The 26,006-nt window shown below is 60.8% G+C and carries 26 protein-coding genes and 1 pseudogene; 18 read left to right on the top strand and 9 right to left on the bottom strand.

Annotation, left to right across the window (positions count from 1 at the left end; all coding sequences use genetic code 11):
* The first annotated feature begins 144 nt into the window (after positions 1 to 144).
* Positions 145 to 1,551 (top strand): amino acid permease, encoded by a 1,407-nt coding sequence (locus AACU78_RS24080; protein ID WP_106578188.1) that lies wholly within the window; start codon positions 145 to 147, stop codon positions 1,549 to 1,551.
* Here AACU78_RS24080 and AACU78_RS24085 read toward each other — a convergent pair.
* A complete protein-coding gene (locus tag AACU78_RS24085; RefSeq protein WP_106578189.1) occupies positions 1,497 to 2,387 on the bottom strand; it encodes a LysR substrate-binding domain-containing protein in 891 nt (296 codons plus the stop codon). The genes AACU78_RS24080 and AACU78_RS24085 overlap by 55 nt on opposite strands.
* Before the next feature lie 183 nt (positions 2,388 to 2,570).
* Here AACU78_RS24085 and AACU78_RS24090 point away from each other — a divergent pair, with 183 nt between their 5' ends.
* From AACU78_RS24090 to AACU78_RS24110, 5 genes are all read left to right on the top strand, one after another.
* Complete coding sequence (locus tag AACU78_RS24090; protein WP_106578190.1) at positions 2,571 to 3,335, top strand: sulfite exporter TauE/SafE family protein; 765 nt, start codon at positions 2,571 to 2,573, stop codon at positions 3,333 to 3,335.
* A 123-nt stretch (positions 3,336 to 3,458) separates the two neighbouring features.
* Entirely contained in the window at positions 3,459 to 4,049 is a 591-nt protein-coding gene (locus AACU78_RS24095; RefSeq protein WP_106578191.1) for an NAD(P)H-dependent oxidoreductase, read from the top strand.
* Positions 4,050 to 4,080: 31 nt separating this feature from the next.
* Positions 4,081 to 4,977 (top strand): LysR family transcriptional regulator, encoded by an 897-nt coding sequence (locus AACU78_RS24100; protein WP_106578192.1) that lies wholly within the window; start codon positions 4,081 to 4,083, stop codon positions 4,975 to 4,977.
* Between the two features lie 103 nt (positions 4,978 to 5,080).
* Positions 5,081 to 5,974, top strand: a complete 894-nt coding sequence (locus AACU78_RS24105) for an NAD-dependent epimerase/dehydratase family protein (RefSeq protein WP_106578193.1) — start codon at positions 5,081 to 5,083, stop codon at positions 5,972 to 5,974.
* Positions 5,975 to 6,180: 206 nt separating this feature from the next.
* Positions 6,181 to 7,626 (top strand): SulP family inorganic anion transporter, encoded by a 1,446-nt coding sequence (locus tag AACU78_RS24110; RefSeq protein ID WP_106578195.1) that lies wholly within the window; start codon positions 6,181 to 6,183, stop codon positions 7,624 to 7,626.
* Positions 7,627 to 7,630: 4 nt separating this feature from the next.
* Here AACU78_RS24110 and AACU78_RS24115 read toward each other — a convergent pair whose 3' ends face one another.
* Positions 7,631 to 8,023 (bottom strand): lysozyme inhibitor LprI family protein, encoded by a 393-nt coding sequence (locus AACU78_RS24115; RefSeq protein WP_106578196.1) that lies wholly within the window; start codon positions 8,021 to 8,023, stop codon positions 7,631 to 7,633.
* Between the two features lie 247 nt (positions 8,024 to 8,270).
* On the opposite strand from AACU78_RS24115, the gene AACU78_RS24120 reads away from it, so the two are divergent.
* The 4 genes from AACU78_RS24120 to AACU78_RS24135 are packed head-to-tail and all read left to right on the top strand — an operon-like array spanning position 8,271 to position 12,370.
* Positions 8,271 to 9,620, top strand: a complete 1,350-nt coding sequence (locus tag AACU78_RS24120; protein ID WP_242201127.1) for a GntT/GntP/DsdX family permease — start codon at positions 8,271 to 8,273, stop codon at positions 9,618 to 9,620.
* Positions 9,621 to 9,646: 26 nt separating this feature from the next.
* Complete coding sequence (locus AACU78_RS24125; RefSeq protein WP_106578198.1) at positions 9,647 to 10,507, top strand: MurR/RpiR family transcriptional regulator; 861 nt, start codon at positions 9,647 to 9,649, stop codon at positions 10,505 to 10,507.
* A gap of 1 nt (position 10,508) precedes the next feature.
* Positions 10,509 to 11,972 carry an N-acyl-D-amino-acid deacylase family protein gene (locus AACU78_RS24130; protein ID WP_106578199.1) on the top strand — a complete coding sequence of 488 codons (1,464 nt, stop codon included), beginning with the start codon at positions 10,509 to 10,511 and terminating at the stop codon, positions 11,970 to 11,972.
* Positions 11,973 to 12,001: 29 nt separating this feature from the next.
* Positions 12,002 to 12,370, top strand: a complete 369-nt coding sequence (locus tag AACU78_RS24135; RefSeq protein ID WP_106578200.1) for a glyoxalase superfamily protein — start codon at positions 12,002 to 12,004, stop codon at positions 12,368 to 12,370.
* A 643-nt stretch (positions 12,371 to 13,013) separates the two neighbouring features.
* On the opposite strand, the gene AACU78_RS30145 is transcribed toward AACU78_RS24135, so the two are convergent.
* Complete coding sequence (locus tag AACU78_RS30145) at positions 13,014 to 13,877, bottom strand: methyl-accepting chemotaxis protein (RefSeq protein ID WP_371317720.1); 864 nt, start codon at positions 13,875 to 13,877, stop codon at positions 13,014 to 13,016.
* A gap of 39 nt (positions 13,878 to 13,916) precedes the next feature.
* Positions 13,917 to 14,933 (bottom strand): annotated as a pseudogene (locus AACU78_RS30150) (methyl-accepting chemotaxis protein); the annotation flags it as partial.
* Between the two features lie 291 nt (positions 14,934 to 15,224).
* Here AACU78_RS30150 and AACU78_RS24145 point away from each other — a divergent pair.
* Complete coding sequence (locus AACU78_RS24145; RefSeq protein ID WP_106578202.1) at positions 15,225 to 15,842, top strand: FKBP-type peptidyl-prolyl cis-trans isomerase; 618 nt, start codon at positions 15,225 to 15,227, stop codon at positions 15,840 to 15,842.
* 135 nt (positions 15,843 to 15,977) lie between these two features.
* Here the strand turns inward: AACU78_RS24145 and AACU78_RS24150 are convergent, their stop codons facing one another.
* The 3 genes from AACU78_RS24150 to AACU78_RS24160 form a co-directional block, all read right to left on the bottom strand.
* Positions 15,978 to 16,235 carry a PA4570 family protein gene (locus tag AACU78_RS24150; protein ID WP_003194088.1) on the bottom strand — a complete coding sequence of 86 codons (258 nt, stop codon included), beginning with the start codon at positions 16,233 to 16,235 and terminating at the stop codon, positions 15,978 to 15,980.
* 160 nt (positions 16,236 to 16,395) lie between these two features.
* Positions 16,396 to 16,737: a zinc ribbon domain-containing protein YjdM gene (locus AACU78_RS24155; protein ID WP_017254008.1), complete on the bottom strand. Its 342-nt coding sequence runs from the start codon at positions 16,735 to 16,737 to the stop codon at positions 16,396 to 16,398.
* A gap of 204 nt (positions 16,738 to 16,941) precedes the next feature.
* Entirely contained in the window at positions 16,942 to 17,910 is a 969-nt protein-coding gene (locus AACU78_RS24160; RefSeq protein ID WP_106578203.1) for a polyprenyl synthetase family protein, read from the bottom strand.
* A gap of 239 nt (positions 17,911 to 18,149) precedes the next feature.
* Between AACU78_RS24160 and rplU the strand changes: the two genes are divergently transcribed.
* The 7 genes from rplU (at position 18,150) to AACU78_RS24195 (ending at position 23,804) form a co-directional block, all read left to right on the top strand.
* Positions 18,150 to 18,464 carry a 50S ribosomal protein L21 gene (gene rplU / locus AACU78_RS24165; protein ID WP_007950961.1) on the top strand — a complete coding sequence of 105 codons (315 nt, stop codon included), beginning with the start codon at positions 18,150 to 18,152 and terminating at the stop codon, positions 18,462 to 18,464.
* A gap of 34 nt (positions 18,465 to 18,498) precedes the next feature.
* Positions 18,499 to 18,756, top strand: a complete 258-nt coding sequence (gene rpmA / locus AACU78_RS24170; RefSeq protein WP_003176049.1) for a 50S ribosomal protein L27 — start codon at positions 18,499 to 18,501, stop codon at positions 18,754 to 18,756.
* A 193-nt stretch (positions 18,757 to 18,949) separates the two neighbouring features.
* Positions 18,950 to 20,173 (top strand): Obg family GTPase CgtA, encoded by a 1,224-nt coding sequence (gene cgtA, locus AACU78_RS24175; protein WP_016976186.1) that lies wholly within the window; start codon positions 18,950 to 18,952, stop codon positions 20,171 to 20,173.
* Between the two features lie 137 nt (positions 20,174 to 20,310).
* Entirely contained in the window at positions 20,311 to 21,429 is a 1,119-nt protein-coding gene (gene proB / locus AACU78_RS24180) for a glutamate 5-kinase (protein WP_083356799.1), read from the top strand.
* 16 nt (positions 21,430 to 21,445) lie between these two features.
* Positions 21,446 to 21,910 (top strand): CreA family protein, encoded by a 465-nt coding sequence (locus AACU78_RS24185; RefSeq protein ID WP_106578204.1) that lies wholly within the window; start codon positions 21,446 to 21,448, stop codon positions 21,908 to 21,910.
* A gap of 101 nt (positions 21,911 to 22,011) precedes the next feature.
* Positions 22,012 to 22,494: a glutathione peroxidase gene (locus AACU78_RS24190; protein WP_106578205.1), complete on the top strand. Its 483-nt coding sequence runs from the start codon at positions 22,012 to 22,014 to the stop codon at positions 22,492 to 22,494.
* Between the two features lie 206 nt (positions 22,495 to 22,700).
* Positions 22,701 to 23,804: an NADH:flavin oxidoreductase gene (locus tag AACU78_RS24195; protein ID WP_106578206.1), complete on the top strand. Its 1,104-nt coding sequence runs from the start codon at positions 22,701 to 22,703 to the stop codon at positions 23,802 to 23,804.
* Here AACU78_RS24195 and AACU78_RS24200 read toward each other — a convergent pair.
* Both AACU78_RS24200 and cysZ read right to left on the bottom strand, forming a co-directional pair.
* Complete coding sequence (locus tag AACU78_RS24200) at positions 23,773 to 24,975, bottom strand: glycosyltransferase family 4 protein (protein WP_106578207.1); 1,203 nt, start codon at positions 24,973 to 24,975, stop codon at positions 23,773 to 23,775. The two genes, AACU78_RS24195 and AACU78_RS24200, sit on opposite strands and share 32 nt — an antisense overlap.
* Before the next feature lie 54 nt (positions 24,976 to 25,029).
* Positions 25,030 to 25,794, bottom strand: a complete 765-nt coding sequence (gene cysZ, locus AACU78_RS24205; protein WP_106578208.1) for a sulfate transporter CysZ — start codon at positions 25,792 to 25,794, stop codon at positions 25,030 to 25,032.
* Between the last annotated feature and the right edge of the window lie 212 nt (positions 25,795 to 26,006).

Genomic DNA, 26,006 nt, shown 5'->3' on the forward strand with positions numbered 1-26,006 from the left:
TGGGAGCGGGCTTGCTCGCGAAAGCGGTGGATCAGCCAGCACGTGTAGTGACTGGCACTGCGCATTCGCGAGCAAGCCCGCTCCCACAGTGGATCTGCGTCTATATCCAAACTGTGCAATCACAATAATAAAGGGGCACACCACGTGACCACACCCGACAACGGTTTTGCAGAGATCACCCACCGCGAACTGGGCCTGCGGCGCCAGCTCACTTCCGGCCAGATGAGCATGATCGCCATCGGTGGCGCCATCGGCACCGGGCTGTTCATGGGCAGCGCCTATGCGATCGGCTATGCCGGGCCCAGCGTGCTGGTGAGCTACGCCATCGGCGCGCTGATCACCTTGCTGTTGATGGGCTGCCTGGCGGAAATGACGGTGGCGCATTCCACCTCGGGCTCATTCGGCGCGTACGCTGAGTTTTATATCAGCCCGCTGGCCGGGTTTCTGGTGCGTTACGCCTACTGGGCGGCGATTGTGCTGGCGGTGGGCGCCGAGGTCACGGCGGTGGCGATGTACATGAAGTACTGGTTCGCCAACGTGCCGGAGTGGGTGTGGATTGTGTCGTTTTCCAGTGTGCTGATCCTGCTCAATGCCATCAGCGTGAAGACCTTCGGCAATTTCGAATACTGGTTTTCGACGATCAAGATCAGCGCCATCGTCGGCTTCATCATCCTGGCGGTGTACGTGGTGTTCGGCTCCGGCAACCCGCAGTACGGCGCGCAGAACTACACCGCCCACGACGGCTTTTTCCCGCATGGCTTGAGCGGCATGTGGATCGCGGTGATCGTGTCGATCTTCAGTTACCTGAGCGTGGAGATGATCGCGGTGGCCGCCGGTGAAGCCGCCGACCCGGAACAGGCAGTGAAGAAAGCCTTTCGCGCGACCATCGTGCGGCTGGTGGTGTTCTACCTGCTGACCCTGGCGCTGATGCTGGCCATCGTGCCGTGGAACCAGGCCGGTCAGACCCAGAGCCCGTTCGTCACGGTGATGCAGACCATCGGCATTCCCGGCGCCACCGGGGTGATGAATTTTGTGATTCTGATCGCGGCGCTGTCGGCGATGAACAGCCAGCTCTACATCACCACGCGCATGATGTTCAGCTTGTCGCGGGCAGGCTTTGCGCCCAGGTCGATGGGCGCCTTGAGCAAGAGCGGCATTCCGCTGAACGCCTTGCTGCTGTCCAGTTCCGGCATTGCCCTGGCGACCTTGCTGAACGTGGTGTACCCGCAAAGCTCGTTCACACTGATGATGGCGATCTCGATGTTTGGCGCGATCTTCACCTGGTTCATGATCTTCCTCACGCACCTGTTTTTCCGCCGCTACCGCAAGCGCCATGGCGGGGCGAAGCTGTCGTTCCAACTGCGCCTGTTTCCCTACAGCACGCTGCTGGGCCTGGTGCTGATGGGCGCGGTGATGATCACCACGTATTTCACCGAGGCGTTCAAGATGACGCTGGTGTTTGGCGTGCCGTTCCTGCTGATGCTGTCGGCGGTGTATTACGGGTTTTTCCGCAAGGGCAGGGCGAGGGCATCGAACAAAGCCTTGGCGTAACCGGGCAATTGTTCGAAGGAGCGCGCGCATAACAGCAGCGTGCGGCGGGCCCACTCTTCGTGCAGCGGTTGGGCTTTGAAGCGGCGCTGCAGCGGCCAGCGCTCCAGTGCCGCTTGGGGCACGATGCCCAGGCCGGCGCCGCCCGCGACCATGCGAATCAACCCATCAAAACCATCGGCGCGGATACGGGTTTGCAGGCGAAAGCCGGCGTGCAGCGCTTGTTCCTCCAAATACACCGCCAGCGCGCTGTTGGCGGCCAGGCCGACGTAGTCGTATTGCAGGCTGTCGATGAAACTCGCTGTCGTCAGCGGGTGGTCGAGGGGCATGATCAGTACCAGCGGGTCATCGCGAAAGGGCAGGGTTTGCAGGCCGTGGGTGTCCACTGCGTCGGAAATGATGCCCAAATCCGCGGTGCCTTGACGCAAGGCTTGGGTGATGCGCAGGCTCGGCAGTTCTTGCAGGTCGATATCGAGGTTGGGGTGTTCGCGCAGAAAATCGGCAAGCAATTCGGGCAGGTATTCACTCAGGGCGGTGGTGTTGCACAGCAGGCGCACCTGGCCTTTGACGCCGTTGGCGTATTCGGCGAGGTCTTGTTGCAGGTGTTCGGCTTGTTGCAGCAGCAAGCGCGCGTGGCGGGCCAGGGCTTTGCCCGCTGGCGTCGGTGTGACGCCACGGCGGCCGCGCTCAAGAAATTCGATGCCCAACGACGCTTCCATCGCACGGATGCGCGCACTGGCGGCAGCCAGGGATAAATGGCTGCGCGCCGCGCCGGCGGTGATGTTGCCGGTGTCGAGAATGTGCAAGTAGAGGCGCAGGTCGATCAGGTCAAAGTGCATGGCTGAAGCTCTTCGGTGACTGGGCTGGCGCCTTCGCGAGCAAGCCCGCTCCCACAGTTGAAACGCATTCCAAAGGTGGGAGCGGGCTTGCTCGCGAAGAGGCCTTCAGCCTCACACAAAACAAGAGGCTGCCTCAGTATATGGCGAATTTGCGACCTCATCGAAATACACCACAATCCTGGCATGACTACCTTCCTGGCGTTTTACCAAAACCTCGGCCCCGCCCTGACCCTATTGGTCATCGGCACCTTCCTGCTGGCCGGCACCGTCAAGGGCGTGATTGGCCTGGGCCTGCCGACCGTGGCCATGGGCATGCTCGGCCTGGCTATGCTTCCGGCGCAGGCTGCGGCATTGCTGATTATTCCGTCGACGGTCACCAACCTGTGGCAACTGGCATTCGGCGGCCACTTGAGCGCGTTGCTCAAACGCCTGTGGCCGATGCTGCTGCTGATTTTCCTCGGCACCGGGCTCGGCACGCTGTGGCTGGGCATGGACGGCGGCCATTGGGTCGTTCGCGCGTTGGGTGGCGCGTTGCTGGTGTATGCGTTGAGTGGGTTGTTCCTGCCCACGTTCAAGGTGCAGCCTCACACCGAGCGCTGGCTGGGAACTCTGTGCGGGCTGATCACCGGCATCATCACCTCGGCCACCGGCGTGTTCGTGATTCCCGCGGTGCCGTATCTGCAAGCCTTGGGCTTGAACCGTGATCAGTTGGTGCAGGCGCTGGGGCTGTCGTTCACCGTTTCCACGTTGGCGCTGGCGGCGGGGCTGGCGTGGCGTGGCACCCTCGGCGGCGGCGAAATGAATGCCTCAATACTGGCGCTGGTGCCTGCGCTGTTGGGCATGTGGCTGGGCCAGGCACTGCGTCAGCGCATCAGTGCGGTGCTGTTCAAACGGGTATTTTTTATCGGCATGGCGCTGCTGGGCGGCCATTTGCTGATCAGCGGTTAAATCAAGAGTACGGCGTTATTCGTGCGTTTTGATCAAATGTATTTTGCCGCACGGCTGCTTATTCCGAGGGTTGAATGTCGATAGCCTGCCGGCAGACATTTCTAACCCTTTGGATTCGCTCCCATGAAAAAAGTACTCCTGCTCAACGGCGGCAAGAAATTCGCCCATTCCGACGGCCGCTATAACGCCACCCTGCATGAAGCCGCCGTGGCGGTGCTGGACCGCGGCGGTATCGACGTCAACGTCACCCACATCGACGAAGGCTACGACGTGGCCGAAGAAGTGGCCAAATTCCTCTGGGCCGATGTGATCATTTACCAGATGCCCGGCTGGTGGATGGGCGCGCCGTGGATCGTCAAAAAGTACATCGACGAAGTCTTCACCGAAGGCCACGGCAGCCTCTACGCCAGCGATGGCCGCACCCGTTCCGACTCGTCGCAAAAATACGGCAGCGGCGGCCTGATCCAGGGCAAGCAGTACATGTTGTCGCTGACCTGGAACGCGCCGCAGCAAGCCTTCGACGACCCGACCGATTTCTTCGAAGCCAAGGGCGTGGACGCGGTGTACTTCCCGTTCCACAAAGCCAACGAGTTCCTCGGCATGACCGGCCTGCCGACCTTTCTGTGCGTGGACGTGATGAAACGCCCGGCCATCGAGGCGGACGTGGCGCGCTACGAGCAGCATCTGGCGCAGGTGTTTAACCTGTCGGTGTAAGCTGCTACCCACCGATCAAGAAGGACAGCCTGTGAAAGCCCGATCCGATGAGTTACAGATCTTCGTCAGCGTGATTGAGTGCGGTTCGATTTCCGCCGCGGCGGAGCAGGTTGGGCAGACGCCGTCGGCGGTCAGCCGCACCCTGTCGCGCCTGGAAGCCAAGCTCGACACCACGCTGATCAACCGCACCACGCGGCGCATGGACCTGACCGAAGAGGGTAAGTACTTCTTCGAGCAGGCCAAGGTGATCCTGGCGCAGATGGATGATCTGGAAGAGCGCCTGTCGTCGCGCCAGAAAAACCCGGCCGGGCGGCTGCGCATCAACGCCGCCGTGCCTTTCATGCTGCACGGGATCGTGCCTTACATCGCCGAGTTTCGCAGCCTCTACCCGGAAATCCAGCTGGAGCTGAACAGCGATGACTTGATCATCGACCTGCTGGAACAGAGCACCGACATTGCCATCCGTATCGGCGCCCTGGCCGACTCCACGCTGCATGCCCGTTCGTTGGGCTGTACGCCGCTGCATATCCTCGCCAGCCCCGACTACCTCAAGCAACACGGCACGCCCACGACGGTGGCCGAGTTGGCGGACCATACATTGCTGGGTTTCACCCAGACCGAAACCCTTAACCATTGGCCGTTGCGCCATGTGGAAGGCGACCGTTGGCTGATCCAGCCGAGCATCGCCGCCTCCAGTGGCGAAACCCTGCGCCAGTTGGCGCTGGAAGGGCAGGGCATTTGCTGCCTGTCGAACTTCATGACGGTCGAAGACATCAATGCCGGGCGGCTGGTGCCGGTGCTGGAGGCGTTTAACAGTGGTTATCGCCAACCGATCCACGCAGTGTTCTATCGCAACTCGCAATTGGCGTTGCGCATCCAGTGTTTCCTGGACTTCATTCAGACCAAGCTGGCGCGGTATGCCTGCTGATTCGTGACCTGTGCGCAAGATTGAATTGGGCAATAGGGTCTTATTCGACAGGGATGAGTCCTCGATACTGGACCCATCACTTACCCAGTCAGGAGCACACTCCATGAATGTATTCGTTACGGGCGCAGCAGGTTTTATCGGCGGCTCCATCGCCACTGGCCTGGTCAAGGCTGGCCACACCGTTACCGGCTTGGTGCGTAGCGCCGAGCAAGCCGCTGAAATGACCGCCCTGGGCATCACCCCGGTGATTGGCACCCTGGATGACGCTGGCATGCTGACCGAGCAGGCCTCGAAGGCCGATGCGGTCATCAACGCCGCCAGCAGCGACCATCGCGCTGCCGTGGAAACCTTGCTGGCCGCCTTGAAAGGTTCGAACAAGCCCTTCCTGCACACCAGCGGTTCGAGCATCGTTGGCGATGCGTCGGGCGGTAAGGCCAGCGATGTCATCTATTTCGAGGACACGCTGCCGGCGCCGACCGTCGACAAGGCTGCGCGCGTGGCCATCGACAACCTGATTCTGGCGGCGGCCAAAGACGGCGTGAATTCGGCGGTGATCTGCAACACCCTGATTTACGGCCACAGCCTGGGCGTGAAGCGTGACAGCGTACAATTGCCGCGACTGGTCAAGCAGGCGCGCAAAAGTGGCATGGTGCGCCATGTGGGCACCGGGCAGAACATCTGGTCCAACGTGCACATCGAAGACGTGGTGGCGCTGTACTTGCTGGCGCTTGAGAAGAATGTGCCGGGCACCTTCTACTTTGTGGAAAGCGGTGAAGCGGCGTTTGTCGACATGACCACCGCCATCGCCGAAGCGCTGAAGCTGGGCAAGCCGCAGGATTGGCCATTGGCCGAGGCTGAAGCCGAGTGGGGCTATGAAATGGCCAACTATGGCCTGGGCTCCAACAGCCGCGTACGTGGCAAGCATGCCCGTGAGTTGCTGGGCTGGGCGCCGAAGCGTACGTCGGTGGTGGAGTGGATTCGCAACGAAATGGTGTGATGTTCGCTTAGCACCCCGGTGCTGCCTTCGCGAGCAAGCCCGCTCCCACATTTGACTGCATTCCACTGTTGGAACGCGGTCAAGTGTGGGAGCGGGCTTGCTCGCGAAAGGGGCTACTCGGTTTATCTGGTTTACCCAGCGCTGGCCTCACCTCGCCCAATTCCGTACCATTCCCCGCCTTATCCCCCGCAACGCCCTGGTACCTCATGAACCTCACCCGTCTGCGCGCCGATGCCCTGGCCGGCCTCACCACGTCTTTTGCGCTGCTGCCCGAATGCATCGCCTTTGCCCTGGTCGCCCACCTCAACCCGCTGATGGGGCTCTACGGTGCCTTCATCATTTGCACCCTCACCGCGTTATTCGGTGGCCGCCCCGGTATGGTTTCGGGCGCCGCGGGGTCGATGGCGGTGGTGATCGTCGCGCTGGTGGTGCAGCACGGCGTGGAGTATTTGCTGGCGACGGTGTTGCTGGGCGGGCTGATCATGGTCGCATTCGGTCTGTTGCGCCTGGGCAAGCTGGTGCGCATGGTGCCGCACCCGGTGATGCTCGGTTTCGTCAACGGCCTGGCGATCATCATCGCGCTGGCGCAATTGGAACATTTCAAAAGCGGCGAAAGCTGGCTCAGCGGCGAGCCGTTATACGTAATGATCGGCCTGGTGGCGGTGACCATGGCGATTGTCTACTTGCTGCCGCGCCTGACGCGCGCTGTGCCGCCCGCGCTGGTGGCGATCCTCGGCGTCGGTTTGGCGGTGTACCTGCTCGGCTTGCCGACGCGCACCCTGGGCGATATGGCCCACATCGCCGGTGGCCTGCCGACCTTCGCGCTGCCGCAAATTCCCTGGACCCTGGAAACCCTCGGCATCATCGCGCCCTATGCGTTCCTGATGGCGATGGTCGGCCTGCTGGAAACCCTGCTGACCTTGAACCTCACCGACGAAATCACCGAGACCCGTGGCTACCCTGACCGCGAAAGCGTGGCCCTGGGCGCGGCGAATATGGTCTCGGGCCTGTTCGGCGGCATGGGCGGTTGCGCGATGATCGGGCAAACCGTGATCAACTTGAGCTCCGGCGGGCGCGGGCGTTTCTCCGGGGTGTTTGCCGGGGTGATGATCCTGTTGTTCATTTTGTTTCTGTCGCCGCTGATCGAGCGGATTCCGCTGGCGGCGCTGGTGGGCGTGATGTTTGTGGTGTCGCAGCAGACCTTTGCCTGGGCGTCGTTGCGGGTGATCAACAAAGTGCCGGTCAATGATGTGCTGGTGATTCTGGCGGTGACGGTGATTACGGTGTTTACCGACCTGGCCACGGCCGTGCTGTGCGGCATTGTGATTGCGGCGCTGAACTTCGCCTGGCAACAGGCGCGCGAGCTGTATGCCGATGAGCATCTGGAAGCCGACGGCAGCAAGCTGTACCGCCTGCATGGCACGTTGTTCTTTGCCTCGACCACGCCGTTTCTGAACCAGTTCGACCCGGCCAACGATCCGGCTCAGGTGACGCTGGATTGTCGTCACCTGAGCGTTGTCGACTACTCGGCGATTGCCGCGCTGATGACCTTGCGAGAACGCTACCGCAAGGCCGGCAAACATCTGCGGGTGCTGCATTTGTCCGAGCGCTGCAAGAAGCTGTTAAAGCGTGCGCGCGTTCATCATGAGTAACTGATCACGGCCCGACCAGGTCTTCGAGCTCCTGCGCGCGGGTCTGGGTCATGTCCAGCACGCAGCCGGAGCCGTTGACCTGGTCGATGGTGCCGCCCGTGGCACTGCCGGCGAAGGCGCAATTGGCGTCACGGTATTTGAGCCACAGGCGCTGCACGTCCTGCAGCTTCTGCTTGCGGTCGCCTTCCTGGGCGGCCAGGGCGGTTTTATAGGCTTTGTTCAGGCGATCGTCCTGAACCTTGGTTTCCTTGACGTTGCAATTGACCATGTCGACGGTGGTGTTGGCGCTGTCCATGCATTTTTTCAGCGCCGCATTCTCGGCGGCCGAGGCGCTGGTGCAGAACGCCAGCAACAGCGCGCTGGCGGCGAAAGGAACAAGCAGGGTCTTGCGATTCATTGTCGGGATTCCTGATCGACGGTAGGGCTGCCCTCTCAGACTCGGCCCTTATGGTTGAGTTTCGGCGCGGCAAAAACTTCATGTAAGAACACCCCTCGGATTTTCATCGGCTGGCGCTGGGCATGTCCCCAAGCGACAGCACTTATCCGTGGGCGAAAATTACTTTCATAAAAATTGAAAATTTAATCGAGGAATGATTTATGAGTTTCACAACCAATTCGACGTGACCCTTTCCAAGGAGTACCGCATGGCCGCACCACTGGGCTTGGGGCTGCTGGCATACGCTGCCATCGCCATCATTGCATTGATCGTGCTGATCGCACGTTACCGACTCAACCCGTTTATCGTCATCACCTTGGTGTCCATCGGCCTGGCGCTGATGGCCGGCATGCCGGCAGACACGATCATGGGCTCGTACGAGGCGGGCGTGGGTAAAACCCTGGGGCACATTGCCCTGGTGGTGGCGCTGGGCACCATGCTCGGCAAGATGATGGCCGAGTCCGGCGGCGCCGAGCAGGTGGCGCGCACGCTGATCAACCGCTTCGGCGAGCGCAATGCGCATTGGGCGATGGTGTGCATCGCGTTCCTGGTGGGGCTGCCGCTGTTTTTCGAGGTCGGTTTTGTGTTGCTGGTGCCGATCGCCTTTACCGTGGCGCGGCGCGTTGGGGTGTCGATCCTGATGGTCGGCTTGCCGATGGTCGCCGGTTTGTCGGTGGTGCATGCGCTGGTGCCGCCACACCCGGCGGCGATGATGGCGGTGCTGGCGTATAACGCCTCGGTTGGGCAGACCGTGCTGTACGCAATTTTGATCGGTATTCCCACGGCCATCATCGCCGGCCCGCTGTACGCGAAGTTCATCGTGCCGCGCATTCACTTGCCGGCGCAGAACCCACTGGAACGCCAGTTTATCGAGCGCGAGCCGCGCACCCGTCTGCCGAGCTTTACGTTGACCATGGGCACCATCCTGTTGCCGGTGGTGCTGATGATGATCGGCGGCTGGGCCAATGTGATTTCCACCCCCGGCACAGGCTTTAACCAATTCCTGCTGTTTATCGGCAACTCGGTGATTGCGCTGTTGGTAGCGACCTTGGTGAGCTTCTGGACCTTGGGCCTGGCCCAGGGTTTCAACCGCGAGGCGATACTCAAGTTCACCAATGAATGCCTGGCACCGACCGCCAGCATCACCTTGCTGGTGGGCGCGGGCGGCGGCTTGAATCGCATTTTGGTGGACGCGGGCGTCACCAACGAAATTCTCGGCCTGGCCCACGCCTTCCATCTGTCGCCGCTGGTGATGGGCTGGTTGTTTGCTGCGCTGATGCGCATCGCCACCGGTTCGGCCACGGTGGCCATGACCACCGCCTCCGGTGTGGTCGCGCCCGTGGCCATGGGGCTGGGTTATCCACACCCTGAATTATTGGTGTTGGCCACCGGCGCGGGTTCGGTGATCTTTTCCCATGTCAACGACGGCGGCTTCTGGCTGATCAAGGAATACTTCAATATGACGGTGATCCAGACCTTCAAGACCTGGACCGTGCTGGAGACGTTGATCTCGGTGGTCGCGTTCGGTCTAACTTACGGCCTGTCTCTGGTTCTATGAGCCTTATTGTGTAACCCGGAGCCCCGATGGACATCCTCTACCAGATCCGCGCCCGCCAGGATTCCTTCAGCGCCGGCGAAGGCCGTATCGCCAAGCTGATGCTCGATGACGTGGGCTTTGCCGCGTCGGCCAGTCTGGAGGAGTTGTCCCAGCGCGCCGAGGTCAGCACGGCGACCTTGTCGCGGTTTGCCCGCAGCGTCGGCTGCCGCGACTTGCGCGATTTACGCTTGCAACTGGCCCAGGCCAGCGGGGTGGGCAGCCGCTTCCTGGACCCGGCGGGGTTGCCGGAACAGTCGGCGTTTCATCGACAGATTCTCGGCGATATCGAATTGACCTTGCGTCAGCATCTGTCGGGGTTCAACCAGGCGAGTTTTGTCGATGCCGTCAGCCTGTTGGGCAAGGCGCGGATGATTCACGCATTCGGCATGGGCGGCCCGTCGAGCCTGTGCAGTGAAGAGTTGCAAGTGCGACTGGTGCGCCTGGGTTACCCGATTGCCGCTTGCCGCGACCCGGTGATGATGCGCGTCACCGCCGCGACCTTGGGCCCTGAACAGGCGCTGATCGTGTGCTCGCTCTCCGGCCTCACGCCCGAGTTGTTGGACGTGGTGGGGCTGGCGCGCAATTACGACGCGCCCATCGTCGCCATCACCCTGGCCGATTCACCGCTGGCGCAGTTGGCGGATGTGTTGTTGCCGCTGCAACCGGCCGAAACCAGTTTTATCTACAAGCCCACCGCGGCGCGCTACGGAATGCTGTTGGCCATCGACCTGCTCGCCACTGAGCTGGCGCTGGTCATGCCGGACGAAAACCAGGAACGCCTGCGTCGGATCAAGCTGGCTCTGGACGATTATCGCGGCGGCCCCGATAGCCTGCCGCTTGGAGATTGATATGAAGTACGACACGCTGATACGCCAGGCGCTGATCATTGATGGCAGCAACACACCAGGTTATGTCGCCGATGTAGGGCTGCGTGACGGGCGTATCGAGACAATCGGCGATCTGTCGAACGCCCAGGCTGAGCATGAAATTGATGCAGATGGCCGCGTCTTGGCCCCCGGTTTTATCGACGTACACACTCACGATGACACGGTGGTGATCCGCCACCCGCAAATGCTGCCCAAACTCAGCCAGGGCGTGACCACGGTGATTGTCGGCAACTGCGGCATCAGCGCCTCGCCGGTGAGTCTGCGCAGTGATCCGCCGGACCCGATGAACCTGCTGGGCACGCGTGAAGCATTCGCTTACCCGCGGTTTGCCGATTACCGTGCTGCCGTGGAAAGTGCTCACCCTGCGGTCAATGTCGCGGCGTTGATCGGCCATACGGCGCTGCGCAGCAACCATATGGACGACCTGCACCGCACGGCCACGCCGAATGAAATCGGTGCCATGCGTGTGCAGCTGCGAGCAAGTCTTGAGGCTGGCGCGCTGGGTTTATCCACAGGCCTGGCCTATGCCAGCGCGTTTAATGCCGATACCGATGAGGTGCTGCAACTCAGTGAAGAACTGACGGCGTTTGGTGCGGTGTACACCACGCATTTGCGCAGCGAATTCGAGCCCGTGCTGGAGGCGATGGACGAAGCGTTTTTGATCGGCCGACATGCCAAGGCACCGGTGATTATTTCCCACCTCAAGTGCGCCGGTGCGGGCAACTGGGGGCGCAGTCCGCAGCTGTTGGCGTCGCTGGAACTGGCGGCGAAAACTCATCCGGTGGGCTGTGATTGTTATCCCTATGCGGCCAGCTCTTCGACCCTGGACCTCAAGCAGGTCACCGACGCATTTCGCATCACCATTACCTGGTCGACGCCACACCCGGAAGTCGGCGGGCGCGACTTGCAGGACATCGCCGCCGAGTGGGATGTTTCGTTGCTGGACGCGGCACGCCGCCTGCAACCGGCGGGTGCGGTGTACTACGGCATGGATGAAGCAGATGTGCGACGCATCCTCGCGCATCCGCTGTCGATGGTGGGCTCTGATGGCTTGCCGGAAGACCCGTTCCCGCATCCACGCTTGTGGGGCGCGTTCCCACGGGTGTTGGGGCATTTCAGCCGCGATGTGGGGTTGTTTCCGCTGCACACGGCGGTGCACAAGATGACCGGGCTGTCGGCGGCGCGCTTTGGCTTGGCCGAGCGTGGGGAAATTCGTCAAGGGTATTGGGCTGACCTGGTGTTGTTCGACCCATTGCGGGTGCGCGACGTGGCGGACTTCAAGGAGCCCCAACGCGCGGCTGAAGGCATTGATGGCGTGTGGATCAACGGCGTGTTGAGCTACAGCGACGGGCAGGCCAATGGTCAGCGGCCAGGGCGGTTTTTGGCGCGCAGTGGGGATTTGCGTGGTGGGTTTTCGACTCTATAGTGGGCGCTTTCATACACGGAGCTGTGGTCATGCACTTAGGAAAAGTCACCCCCATTCTGCGGATATTCGACGAAGCCAAAGCGTTGGAGTTCTACGTCGACTTCCTCGGGTTCAAGGTCGACTGGCAGCATCGCTTCGAGGCGAATTTCCCGTTGTATCTGCAGGTGTCGCTGGGTGAGTGCGTGCTGCATTTGTCCGAGCATCATGGCGATGCGTCGCCGGGGTCAGCGGTGCGGATTCAGGCGCAAGGCGTGGACGCGTATCAGCAGCAATTGCTGGCCAAGGATTATCGGTATGCCAAGCCTGGCGTTGAAGAAACGCCCTGGGGCTCGCGGGAGATGAGCATCGGCGATCCGTTTGGTAATCGGCTGGTGTTTGTCGAGGAAGGCGAGGGCTGATCGGTCAATTGCAGGCAATAAAAAACCGCCTTAGTAGGGCGGTTTTTTATTGCAAACCCAGTGAGTGGCTGGGGTTGCTGTCTCAAAGGACGCATCGACCCGCGGGTGGATACTACCTGCCAGTCACATCGTCACGCAAGACGGAAAGGATGGTTGGCAGGGAGCGCTTTTCGGACTTCATCCCTGGACAGATTTGATCGCAAAAGCTTGCAATGAATCTATCGATAAATGCTGGATGTTTGACCACTGTTGGACACACCTCCGGCAGGAATGTTGGTTAGGCTCTTCCTCGTTCTGCGTTTGTCGCTTTTCAGGTGAGCCGGGTATGCGCGCGAATTCTGGACCGACCGCCACGGGCTAGTAATCCGTGCCGGATTGATGCGGAAGGACCACTAGCCCGGCCACCTCAAAGGACGCATTGACCCGCGTCCAAAGGCTCACGTGTTCCGGTAAGTGCGCTGGAGGTAAGGCTCAACGCTTGGAGGGCCGAGTATGTCTAAGTTTGCACGACGTACGTGGAACCTCGTAGTGAGTGCCCTGCGTGTTTATCACGTGTGGACATTCCTGCGGGACAGCTTCGATGACCTTTAAGGTCTGAGAAGTGGAGCCGCCTCGGTTTCGGCCGAGGCGGTTTTTTGGTTTTTTAAACCCGGAAGTGACTGACCATCTGCTGCAATTGGCTGCCCAGACGCGCCAGTTCCACGCTCGACTTGGCCGTCTCGTCGCTCGCCGTTGCGGTCTGCTCGGACACATCACGCACGTTCACAATGCTGCGGCTGATCTCTTCGGCTACGGCACTCTGCTGTTCGGCCGCGGCTGCAATCTGCTGGTTCATCGATTGGATGTTCGACACGGTGCGGGTGATGTTTTCCAGCGACACGCCGGCCTTGCGCGTCAGCTCAACGCTGCTGTCGGTGAGGCTGCGGCTGTTGTTCATCACGGTGGCCACTTGCTGAGTGCCGTTCTGCAGGCCGGCGACCAGGCCTTCGATTTCTTCGGTGGATTTCTGTGTGCGCTGGGCCAGGCCACGCACTTCGTCGGCGACCACGGCGAACCCACGACCGGCTTCACCGGCACGCGCCGCTTCAATCGCGGCGTTGAGTGCCAGCAGGTTGGTTTGCTCGGCCACGGCCTTGATCACGTCCATCACGCTGCCGATCTTGTTGCTCTCTTGCTGCAGGTGCGTCATGGCGTCGGTGGAGCGCGCCACTTCAGCCGCCAGGCGTTCGATCTGGGCGATGGCCTCGGCCACCACTTTGTCGCCTGCGCGGGCTTGACCATCGGCATCGGCGGCGGCCAGGGACGCTTGCTCGGCGTTGCGTGCGACTTCCTGCACGGTGGCCGTCATTTCGTGCATCGCCGTGGCGACTTGATCGGTCTCGATCTTCTGGCTGTTGACGCCGGCACTGGTCTGCTCGGTTACGGCCGACAGTTCTTCGGCGGCGCTGGCGATCTGGGTCACGCCATCGCGAATACCGCTGATCAATTCACGCAGGGTGGTGCCCATGCGCTGGATGCCTTGTTGCAACACGCCGAGCTCGTCACGACGGGTCACCTGGATATTGTGGCTCAGGTCGCCGGAGGCGATGCGCTCCACTACGGCCAGGGTGTCCTGGATCGGGCGAGTGATTTGGCGGGTGATCACCACTGCAGCAATGATGCCGACCAGCAGGGCAAGCAACGTGCTGATCAGTTGCAGGCTGCGGGCCTGGGTACTTTCGGCGTCACGACGGTCCAGTTGAATGTCATACAGTTTGTCGCTGATGGTGACGATATCGGCGCCTTGAGTGGTCATTTCGGCGCGGGCGCTGACGATGTTGGCGTTGGCCGCCTTGTAGCTCTGCACGGCGCTGCGATAGGCGCCCAGGGCGGCTTCCAGCGAGGTCAATGCGCTTTGCTGGCTGGTGCCGAACGCCGCGCTGAGGCCTTTCAAACCGCCGATGGCTTTCTCGATTTGCGCAGCGGCGCGAGCTTCGGTCTCGGCATTGACGGTGTTGGTGTAGCCGCGCACCTCGTAACGGGCCAACTGGAACTCTTCCTTGGCGTGAGTCACGGCCTGGTACTGGGTGAAGCGCTCCGGGCTGTCGGGCATCTGCTGCACGCTGGTATCCAGCGCATCGATCTGTGCGTTGGCGATGTCGGCTTTGTCGCCCATGACCTGGCGCGCGGTGTTGCCATTGCGGTAGGCCTCACGCATTTTGTTCAGGGACTGCTGATACGCGGTGATGACGGCCTTCTGCTCGGTGAGCAGCTTGAGGTTTTCCGGGCTCTTGAAGCTGTCCAGCAGTTTCTGTTGCTGTGCGGCGAAGGCGTCGAGACTGGTCTGTACGTTCTGTGCCACGGCTTCGTCGCCGTTGGCCAGCATGTATTGCAGGCGCACGATGCGCAGCTTGGTCAACGAGGCATTGAGCTGGGTGATGTCGCTCATCCAGTTGCTGCGGTCGATCAGGCTGCCCAGGCTGGTCCAGCCGGTCAATGCCAGGATCGACGTGAGGACCAGCACCAGGCCGAAGCCCAGGCCGAGTTTGAGGTTGACGCTGATGTTGCCGAACCAGCTATTCATCGAATGCTCCGCAAGAATGATGTGTGTCTGCTGGACGGTGTTTTTTGTTTGAGCCAGCCAAAGTGTGTAGGGCTGTATCGGCGAAGGCGGGGGATTCTGAAATGTTTTTAATCTGGGTGCGACGAAGTGTCGCCATCGCCGCTGAGCAATCCATTCCCTGCCGGGCCTCAGAGGCCGGGGATGGGGGGCTCATCATCGGCCGGTCTTGTGTGCTAGTCTGCTGGCCCTTTTAGTTCAGGGCCGCCACGCAAAACAGCGTTTTTCGTAATGGCCCTACAGCGGAGCCTCTTCATGTCCGAAGTTAATCTGTCCACCGACGAAACCCGCGTCAGCTACGGTATCGGCCGTCAGTTGGGCGACCAACTGCGCGACAACCCGCCACCGGGCGTGAGCATCGACGCCATCCTGGCAGGCCTGACCGACGCGTTCGCAGGCAAACCAAGCCGCGTTGACCAAGAGCAAATGGCGGCCAGCTTCAAAGTTATCCGTGAAATCATGCAAGCCGAAGCGGCTGCCAAGGCTGAAGCCGCGGCTGGCGCTGGCCTGGCGTTCCTGGCTGAAAACGCCAAGCGTGATGGCATCACTACCCTGGCTTCCGGCCTGCAATTTGAAGTGCTGACTGCCGGTACAGGCGCCAAGCCGACCCGTGAAGACCAAGTGCGTACTCACTACCACGGCACGCTGATCGACGGCACTGTGTTCGACAGCTCTTACGAGCGCGGCCAGCCTGCAGAATTCCCGGTTGGCGGCGTGATCGCCGGCTGGACCGAAGCCCTGCAATTGATGAATGCCGGCAGCAAATGGCGTCTGTACGTGCCGAGCGAACTGGCTTACGGCGCTCAAGGCGTTGGCAGCATCCCGCCGCACAGCGTTCTGGTGTTCGACGTCGAGCTGCTCGACGTTCTGTAAGACCTGATAGCACTGGCATTGGCTTTATGTGGGAGCCGGGCTTGCCCGCCATGCGACGACTCGGTCTGACGTCTTACCGAGTTGAGGCCATCGCAGGCAAGCCAGCTCCCACATAGGGCCTGTGTGTTGGCTCGCTCATGGATGGAACTTGCCATTGAGCTCCGTCGCCGGGCGCAACGCTCGGGCATAGCAGAACAGAAACAGATTACGCACCACTTCCTTCAGCACCCCAGGTTCACTGGAACTCAGGCCATTCACGTCCAGGTCGCCCTGGTCCTGCAGTTCATTCAGTGCTTCTTCTTCCAGCACTGCACAGACTTCTCCGGTTTCCCGATGCAGGATTCGCAGGTAGGGGTGTGGGCGGTCCAGCCAGGCATCTATCAAATAAGTCATGAGTCATTCTCCTTGATGGGTTTCAATGAGAATAATTCTTATTCGTAGAATAGCAAGTGCCTATTGGCGGTTTCCTGGTTTTTCTGTGTGGATATTGCGCGTGATCAACGCTGAGGGCGAAACGCCATCCCGCGGCGGGCGCGGGATGGATGCAGCAGATTCAGACTTTACGGACGAACTCGGACTTGAGTTTCATCGGGCCGATGCCGTCGATCTTGCAGTCGATATCGTGGTCGCCGTCGCACAGACGGATATTCTTGACCTTGGTGCCGACCTTGACCACCAGCGACGTGCCCTTGACCTTGAGGTCTTTGATCACGGTAATGGTGTCGCCGTCTTGCAGGACGTTGCCTACAGAGTCTTTCTTCACGGTTTCATCACCGGCTGCTTCGGCCTCGCCATTGGCGGACCACTCATGGGCGCATTCCGGGCAGATCAGCTGGGCCCCATCTTCGTAGGTGTATTCGGAATTGCATTTTGGGCAGGGTGGCAACGTGCTCACTAAAGCTCCTTGAAAGTCAGGAATGGCTAAAGTCGCACATTATATAGGGATTTGAGGCGCGAGCGGGGGAGTGGGTTGGCAGTGGGATCTGGATGTGGGAGCGGGCTTACTCGCGAAGGTGGTGGATCAGCTGGATATTTCTCACTGATCCACGGTTTTCGCGAGCAAGCCCGCTCCCACACAAGCCCACTCCATCAATCGTCTTCAGTGCGTACGCGCGACCGCGAACTCACTCAGTTCGACCAGGGCGTCCCGGTATTCGCTGGCAGGCAGGGCTTCAAGGCACTTGATGGCGCGGGCGACGTAGTCACGCGCCAGTTGCGCGGTGTACTCCAGAGAGCCCGAAGCTTCAACGGCTTCGCGGATGGCCTCCAGGTTTTCGATCCCGCCTTTCTGGATCGCCTTGCGCACCAGGGCGGCCTGTTCTGGCGTACCTTCGCGCATGGTGTAGATCAGCGGCAAGGTCGGCTTGCCCTCGGCCAGGTCGTCACCGACGTTCTTGCCCAGGGTCTCGGCGTCGCCCTTGTAGTCGAGCAGGTCGTCCACCAACTGGAACGCCACGCCCAGGTGATCACCAAAGGTGCGCAGGGCTTCGGCCTGTTCGGCAGTGGCGCCGCACAGGGCGGCAGCACTGTGAGTGGAGGCTTCGAAGAGCATCGCGGTTTTGCCGCGGATCACTTCCATGTAGGTTTCTTCGGTGGTGCTGGCGTCGCGGACCTTCGACAGCTGCAACACTTCACCTTCGGCGATGATGCGCGTGGCTTGTGAAAGAATCTTCATCACCGGCATCGAGCCCAGTTCGACCATCATTTCGAACGAGCGCGAGTACAGAAAGTCGCCGACCAACACGCTGGGGGCGTTGCCCCACATGGCATTGGCGGTCTCACGGCCACGACGCATGCCGGACATGTCGACCACGTCGTCATGCAGCAGGGTGGCGGTGTGCAGGAATTCGATAGTGGCGGCCAGCAGGCGCAGGTCATCGCCTTCGCGGCCCAGGGCCTTGCCACACAGCAACACTAATAAAGGACGCAGGCGTTTGCCGCCCGCCGACGTAATGTAGTCGCCAATTTTGGAGACCAGCGGCACTTTAGAAGTCAGCTGCTGCTTGATGATGCCGTCGACGGCGCTAAAATCGTCCGCGACCGCGCGGTAGAAAGCTTGGGGTTGCATCAGCGACAGTCGCTCCAGAAGGGTTGCGCGGCATGCTAGGACCCTCACCCCCGGGTGTCAAGGCGCGATAGACGGCCTCTTGCAACGCTCCGTTGCCTTGCGTACAATCGCGCACCCTGAACTTCCTGGGCAGCACCTGCCTTACGCAATTGCATTCGGGACGTCCATCCCATGCAGCCATGCCAGCCAATACCTCTTCTTATAAAGCGCTGGGTGAGCAGGATTATCGGAGAAATACCATGTCGTACGCAGTAATTGTTACTGGTGGCAAGCAATACAAGGTCGCCCCAGGTGAATACCTGAAGATCGAAAAACTGGAAGTCGCCACTGGCGAATCCGTTACCTTTGATCGCGTTCTGTTGGTCGCCAATGGCGATGACGTGAACATCGGCGCTCCAGTTGTTGCTGGCGCTACCGTTGTGGCTGAAGTGATCTCCCAAGGTCGTCACGATAAAGTCCGCATCATCAAGTTCCGTCGTCGTAAGCACCACATGAAGCGCATGGGCCACCGCCAGTGGTACACCGAGATCAAAATCACCGGTATTCAGGCTTAATTTCAGCCTAATTCCTCACTAGGAGAATTGACTCATGGCACACAAAAAAGCTGGTGGTAGTACCCGTAACGGTCGCGACTCAGAAGCCAAACGCCTTGGCGTGAAGATGTATGGCGGCCAGAAAATCATTCCGGGCAACATCATCGTGCGTCAGCGCGGCACCCAATTCCACGCCGGTTACGGTGTTGGCATGGGTAAAGATCACACCCTCTTCGCTAAAATCGAAGGCGTGATCAAGTTTGAAGTAAAAGGCGCTTTCAACCGCCGTTACGTGAGCGTTGTCGCCGCTTAATTGCGCGATCGCTGGAAAAGCCCTGTCTCGCGACGGGGCTTTTTCGTTTGTGGAGTGAGTCTCTTGCAAAGCTGTTTGTAATGAGCTCAGGCGCTGGATAGGCGGTCATTGTTTGAGGTCGCTGCGCTCATTTTTGCAAGAGTCTTATGTCTTGGTTTCTTAAGCTCGTCCATGCGACGAGAGGCGTTTTGTTATGAAGTTCGTTGATGAAGTTTCCATCCGAGTAAAAGCAGGCGACGGCGGTAACGGTTGCATGAGTTTCCGTCGCGAAAAATTCATCGAAAACGGTGGCCCCAACGGGGGTGATGGCGGTGACGGCGGTTCCATCTACATGATGGCCGACGAAAACCTCAACACCCTGGTCGACTACCGTTACACCCGGCACTTCGATGCCGAGCGTGGCTCCAACGGCGGCAGCACCGACTGCACCGGTAAAAAAGGCGAAGACCTGGTGCTGCGCGTACCGGTCGGCACCACGATCATCGACTCGGCCACCCAGGAAGTGATTGGCGACCTGACCAAGGCCGGCCAGAAACTGATGGTTGTGCAGGGCGGCTGGCACGGTCTGGGTAACACCCGATTCAAGTCCAGTACCAACCGTGCACCACGCCAGACCACGCCGGGCAAGCCGGGCGAGCAGCGTGACCTCAAGCTGGAAATGAAAGTACTGGCAGACGTCGGCCTCTTGGGCCTGCCGAATGCCGGCAAAAGTACCTTCATCCGCTCGGTCTCGGCCGCCAAGCCGAAAGTCGCCGACTACCCGTTCACCACCCTGGTGCCAAACCTGGGCGTGGTCAGCGTGGACCGCTGGAAAAGCTTCGTGATCGCCGACATTCCGGGCTTGATCGAAGGTGCTTCCGATGGCGCCGGCCTGGGGATTCGCTTCCTCAAGCACTTGTCGCGTACCCGTTTGCTGCTGCACCTCGTCGACATGGCGCCGCTGGATGACACCAGCGCACCGGACGCCGCCGAAGTGATCGTCAGCGAACTGACCAAGTTCAGCCCGGCCCTGGCCGAGCGCGATCGCTGGTTGGTGCTCAACAAGTGCGACCAGATCCTGGAAGAAGAGCACGAAGAGCGCGTCAAGGAAATCGTCGATCGCCTGGAGTGGGAAGGTCCGGTCTACGTGATCTCGGCCATCGCCAAAGAAGGCACCGAGCGCCTGACCCGCGACATCATGCGCTACCTGGAAGACCGCGCCGACCGACTGGCGGCCGACCCGGTGTTCAAGGCCGAACTCGCCGAGCTCGATCAACAGATCGAAGACGAAGCCCGTGCCCAGCTGCAAGCCCTGGATGACCAGCGTGCCCTGCGCCGCAGCGGCGTGAAGTCGGTCCATGACATCGGCGACGATGATTGGGACGAAGAAGACGTGGATGATGAAGACGGTCCGGAAATCATTTACGTGCGCGACTGATTCGTTGCAGTAAACTTAAGCGCCGCTCACTCGAGCGGCGTTTTGGTATCTGGGTATACGGGTAGTCACTAAAGTAGTCACGAATAACGTTATGGGCCGCGCTGGGTCGCGCAGCCCTCAATCTAAGGTTGAAGATGATGCGGAGCAAAGTGACAGGTGCGCAGCGCTGGGTCGTAAAGATCGGAAGTGCGCTGCTGACGGCGGATGGCAAAGGTCTGGATCGCGCAGCCATGAGCGTCTGGGTCGAGCAGATGGTGGCCTTGCATGAGGCCGGTGTCGAGTTGGTGCTGGTGTCGTCCGGGGCCGTTGCCGCCGGCATGAGCCGCCTCGGCTGGACCGCGCGACCCAGCGCGATGCACGAGCTGCAAGCCGCCGCTGCCATCGGCCAGATGGGCCTGGTGCAAGCCTGGGAATCCAGCTTTGCCGAACATGGCCGCCACACGGCGCAGATCCTGCTGACCCACGACGACCTGTCCGACCGCAAGCGTTACCTCAACGCCCGCAGCACACTGCGCGCGCTGGTCGAGCTCAAAGTGATCCCGGTGATCAACGAGAATGACACAGTGGTCACCGACGAAATCCGCTTCGGCGACAACGACACCCTGGCCGCGCTGGTGGCCAACCTGGTGGAAGCCGACCTGCTGGTGATCCTCACCGACCGCGACGGCATGTTCGACGCCGACCCGCGCAACAACCCCAATGCCCAACTGATCTACGAAGCCCGCGCCGATGACCCGGCGCTGGATGCCGTGGCCGGCAGCGTCGGCGGCGCGCTGGGCCGTGGCGGCATGCAGACCAAGCTGCGTGCTGCACGCCTGGCCGCGCGTTCCGGCGCGCACACCATCATCGTCGGCGGGCGCCTGGAGCGTGTGCTGGACCGTCTCAAGGCCGGTGAGCGTATTGGCACGTTACTGTCGCCGGAACGCGGCATGCTGGCGGCGCGCAAGCAGTGGCTGGCCGGGCACCTGCAAACCCGTGGCACGCTGGTGCTGGACGATGGCGCCGTGTCGGCGCTGTCCCAAGGCAACAAGAGCCTGCTGCCAGTGGGTGTCAAGCTGGTGCAGGGCAGCTTCCGCCGTGGCGAGATGGTGGTGTGCGTTGCGCCCGACGGTCGTGAGATCGCCCGTGGCCTGGCCAACTACAGCGCCCTTGAAGCGCAGAAAATCATTGGACAATCGTCTGACGCGATTGTCGGACTATTAGGGTACATGGCCGAACCGGAGCTGGTTCACCGCGATAACCTGATCCTGGTCTAAATAAAGGGAATACACGATGCGCGTCATGAACGGAGTACTCGGCCTGTTGCTGGCTCTGCCGCTGCTGGCCTCGGCTGAAGAAATTGGCCAGGTGTCGACGGTGTTCAAGTTTGTCGGGCCCAACGACCGGATCGTGGTCGAGGCGTTTGATGATCCCAAGGTTGATGGCGTGACCTGCTACCTGTCGCGCGCCAAGACGGGCGGCGTCAAAGGCGGCCTGGGCCTGGCCGAGGACCGCGCCGAAGCCTCGATCGCCTGCCGCCAGGTTGGCCCTATTCACTTCAAGGGTGAACTCAAGGATGGCGACGAAGTGTTCAAGGAACGCACCTCGCTGGTGTTCAAGACCATGCAGGTGGTGCGCTTCCTCGACAAGAAGCGCAATACCCTGGTTTACCTGGTTTACAGCGACCGTTTGATCGAAGGCAGCCCGCAAAACGCAGTCACGGCGATTCCGATTTTGCCGTGGCCGACCGCTCAGTAGCCGACAGGCGAGTTTTGTAATCGGCGTCTATGATTGCAGGCTTGCAGTCTGTAATCTCGAACGGCCGCAATGCGAAGAACATGGGATATCTGGAGTTCGTCATGAGTGCTTTCCACGACCTGAAACTCAAAGCTTTGGACGGTCAAGAGCTACCGCTGGCGCCCTTCAAGGGGCAAGTTGTGCTGGTGGTGAATGTGGCCTCCAAATGTGGCTTGACCCCGCAATACGCGGCGTTGGAAAACCTCTATCAGCAGTACAAGGGCCAGGGGTTTACCGTATTGGGCCTGCCGTGCAACCAGTTTGCGGGCCAGGAACCGGGCACCGAGGAAGAAATCCAGGCGTTCTGCAACGTGAACTACGGTGTGACCTTCCCGTTGGGCAGCAAGCTCGACGTCAACGGCCACGATCGCCACCAGCTGTACCGTTTACTGGCGGGCGAGGGCGCCGAGTTTCCTGGGGATATCACCTGGAACTTCGAGAAGTTCCTGCTCGGCAAGGACGGGCGAGTGCTGGCTCGATTCTCGCCGCGTACCGCGCCGGATGATCCGACAATCGTGCAGGCCATCGAAAAAGCCCTGAGCTGAACGCCACCAAAGGTTTTTATCGGCGAGTGCGCTTCTGTGACAAGCGCGCTTGTTGTGGCGAGCGGGCTTGCCCCGCTCGCCACGGGTTCTTTGGTGATTCACTTCCTGACTTTTACCCCTTAATCACCCAGATCAATAGTGCTTTCAGGCGCTGCACACTGCTCATATTATCCGCATCATAAATACCTCTTCCGCGGAGTGCTCCCATGCCTGTCCAAGCCTTGTTCAAACCTTTCCAGCTCGGTGCACTGCAACTGTCGACCCGCGTGGTCATGGCGCCCATGACGCGTTCGTTTTCGCCGGGTGGCGTGCCCAATGCCAAGGTCATCGAATACTACCGCCGCCGCGCCGCCGCCGGCGTGGGCCTGATCATCACCGAAGGTACCGTGGTCGGTCATCAGGCCTCCAACGGTTACCCGAACGTTCCGCATTTTTACGGTGAGGCCGCGCTGGCTGGCTGGAAGAAAGTGGTCGACGCCGTACACGCCGAAGGCGGCAAGATCGTGCCGCAACTGTGGCACGTGGGCAGCGTGCGCCGTATCGGCACCGAGCCTGACGCCAGCGTCCCGGCCTACGGCCCGATGGAAAAACTCAAGGACGGCAATGTGGTCGTCCACGGCATGACCACCCAGGACATCCAGGACGTGATCAATGCCTTCGCCCAAGCCGCCAAGGATGCCCAGCGCATCGGCATGGACGGCGTGGAGATCCACGGCGCCCACGGTTACCTGGTCGACCAGTTCTTCTGGGAAGGCAGCAACCAGCGCACCGACGAATATGGTGGCAGTCTGGCCAACCGTTCGCGTTTTGCCATCGAACTGATCCAGGCCACCCGCGCCGCCGTAGGCCCGGACTTCCCGATCATCCTGCGTTTCTCGCAGTGGAAGCAGCAGGACTACACTGCGCGCCTGGTGCAAACACCCGAGGCGCTGGGTGAGTTCCTCAAGCCGTTGTCCGACGCGGGTGTGGATATTTTCCACTGCTCAACCCGTCGTTTCTGGGAGCCGGAATTCGAAGGTTCCGACCTCAACCTGGCCGGTTGGACGCGCCAGCTCACCGGCAAGCCGACCATCACCGTTGGCAGCGTCGGCCTGGACGGCGAGTTCCTGCAGTTCATGGTCAACACCGACAAGGTCGCGCAGCCGGCCAGCCTGGAAAAGCTGCTGGAGCGCCTCAATAAAGACGAGTTCGACCTGGTCGCCGTGGGCCGTGCCTTGCTGGTGGATCCGGATTGGGCGGTGAAGGTGCGCGAGGGGCGTGAGGGCGACATCCTGCCGTTCAGTCGTGAGGCGTTGACGACCCTGGTGTAAGAGGCGAAAGGGCGGGCACCGGGTGTCCGTCCTTGCACACGCCGCGTAACTGACGTTCGAACTGTTCGATAATCGCCGGCCAGCCCTGGCGGCTCGCATGTTGGCGAGCGTTCAGGCGCATACGGCGCAGGCTCTCTGCATCTTCCAGCAACCAATTGGCGGCATCGCAAAACGCAGCCTCATCCCCCGGCATCGCCAGCACGCCGTTGTAGCCATGGCGGATATGCTGGGTTGCGGCCGCCTGATCGTAGGCCACCACCCCCAATCCCGAGGCCATGGCTTCCAGCACCACGTTGCCGAAGGTTTCGGTCAGGCTGGGGAACAGGAACACATCGCCGGAAGCGTAATGCCGGGCCAGTTCTTCACCGCGCAGGGTGCCGCAGAAAATCGCCTCTGGCAGTTCCTTTTCCAGCATCGTGCGTTGGGGGCCATCGCCGACGATGATCAGTTTCATCTGGCGCAACGGATAGGTGTCTTGCAAGGTTTCAAAGCAGCGCTTGAGCAACCCCAGGTTTTTCTCCTGCGCCAGTCGACCTACGTGCAGCACGGCGATCTGCTCAGCGTTCAATGCCCAACTTTCACGCAAGGCGTAGTCGCGTTTCGCCGGGTGGAACAACTGGCTGTCGACCCCGCGCGCCAACATTCCCAGACGCTCGAAATTGCGCCGCTCCAGCTCCAGGCGCTGACTGGTGCTGGGGACCAGCGTCAGCGTCGAACGGTTAGGGAACCAGCGCAAATAGTGCGTGACCATGCGGCTGAGCAGGCTCAAACCATATTGGTTCGAGTACTGCTGGAAGTTGGTGTGAAAGCCACTGACTACGCTGATGCCCAGGCGCCGTGCCGCGCGCAACGCCGACAAGCCCAACGGCCCTTCGGTGGCGATGTAGAGCACGTCGGGGCGCTGACGGGTCCAGCGGCGCAGTAACTTATGCATCGACGACTGGCCCCATTGCAGGCCGGGGTAGCCTGGCAGCGGCCAGCCGCGGCACAGCAGCAGCGCGTCATCGCTGGGGCGGCTCTGATCGCTGCCCTGGCGTGGACGCACTAACTCGACCTGATGGCCGCGCGCGCGCAAACCTTCACACAGGCGGCCAAGGGTATTGGCCACCCCGTTGATCTCTGGCGGGAAGGTTTCGGTGATCAGGGTGATGTGAAGCGAAGCTGTCGTCATGACCCACAGTTTCACCGTGGGCCATGTCGTCATTGTGTCATTGGCATGATGGATTTATGACCGGGTCACTTTCTGCATCGCCATGGCCTCGGCGCCTTGCTCGCGCACCCAGAACAGCGTGGCTCCGGCCACCGCCGCCGGCATCATCAGCAGGTTGACCACCGGCACCAGCAGCACCAGGTAGACGATGCCGCCGAAGCTCATGCTCTGCCAGCGCTTCTGGCGCAGCCAGGCGAGCATCTCGTTCCAGCCCAGCTTGTGGTTGTCTGCCGGGTAGTCAATGTATTGGATCGCCATCATCCACACGCCGAACAGCAGCCACAACGGCGCGGCGATCAGGTTGACCACCGGAATGAACGACAGGATGAACAGGCCGATGGCGCGTGGCAGGAAGTAGCCCAGCTTGCGCATTTCCCGCGCCAGCGTGCGGGGCACCATCGCCACCAGTTCGCCCCAGCTGAACGGCGGGAAGTCGTCGGTGCCGCGCACCACCACTTCAACTTTCTCGGCGAGAAAGCCGTTGAAGGGCGCCGCGATGATATTCGCCAGCATGGTGAAGGTGAAAAACACCATCAGCACCACCAGCACCACAAACAGCGGCCACAGGATGTAACTGAGGAAACTCAACCAGCCCGGCAGCGTCGGCATCAAGGTGTCGACCCACAGGCTGAACTGATGGCCGGCGAAGTAGATCAAACCGACGAACAGCACCAGGTTGATCGCCAGCGGCAGCACTACAAACAGGCGCAGGCCTGGGCTCAATACCAGTTTGAGGCCTTCGCGCAGGTACTGCGGGCCGGAAAGAGCAGGGGCGGGCATTGGAGAACTCCGAGCAGGATGACAAACGCGCCGACCTTACCGCCTTTGCATCCTGGGCGAAAGCAGCGACATCAGCGGTAACATCTAAGCACAATGGCGTCGATTAATCGGGTACCAGGGATAGAGACCACCTATGAGCTGGATTGTTATTCCGTATTTCCTTAATCTTGCCCCCCTCTATACGCTGCACCCATTATTTTCAGGATCTGCGA

It is taken from the genome of Pseudomonas sp. R9.37 (genome assembly GCF_963878885.1).
Lineage (GTDB): Bacteria > Pseudomonadota > Gammaproteobacteria > Pseudomonadales > Pseudomonadaceae > Aquipseudomonas.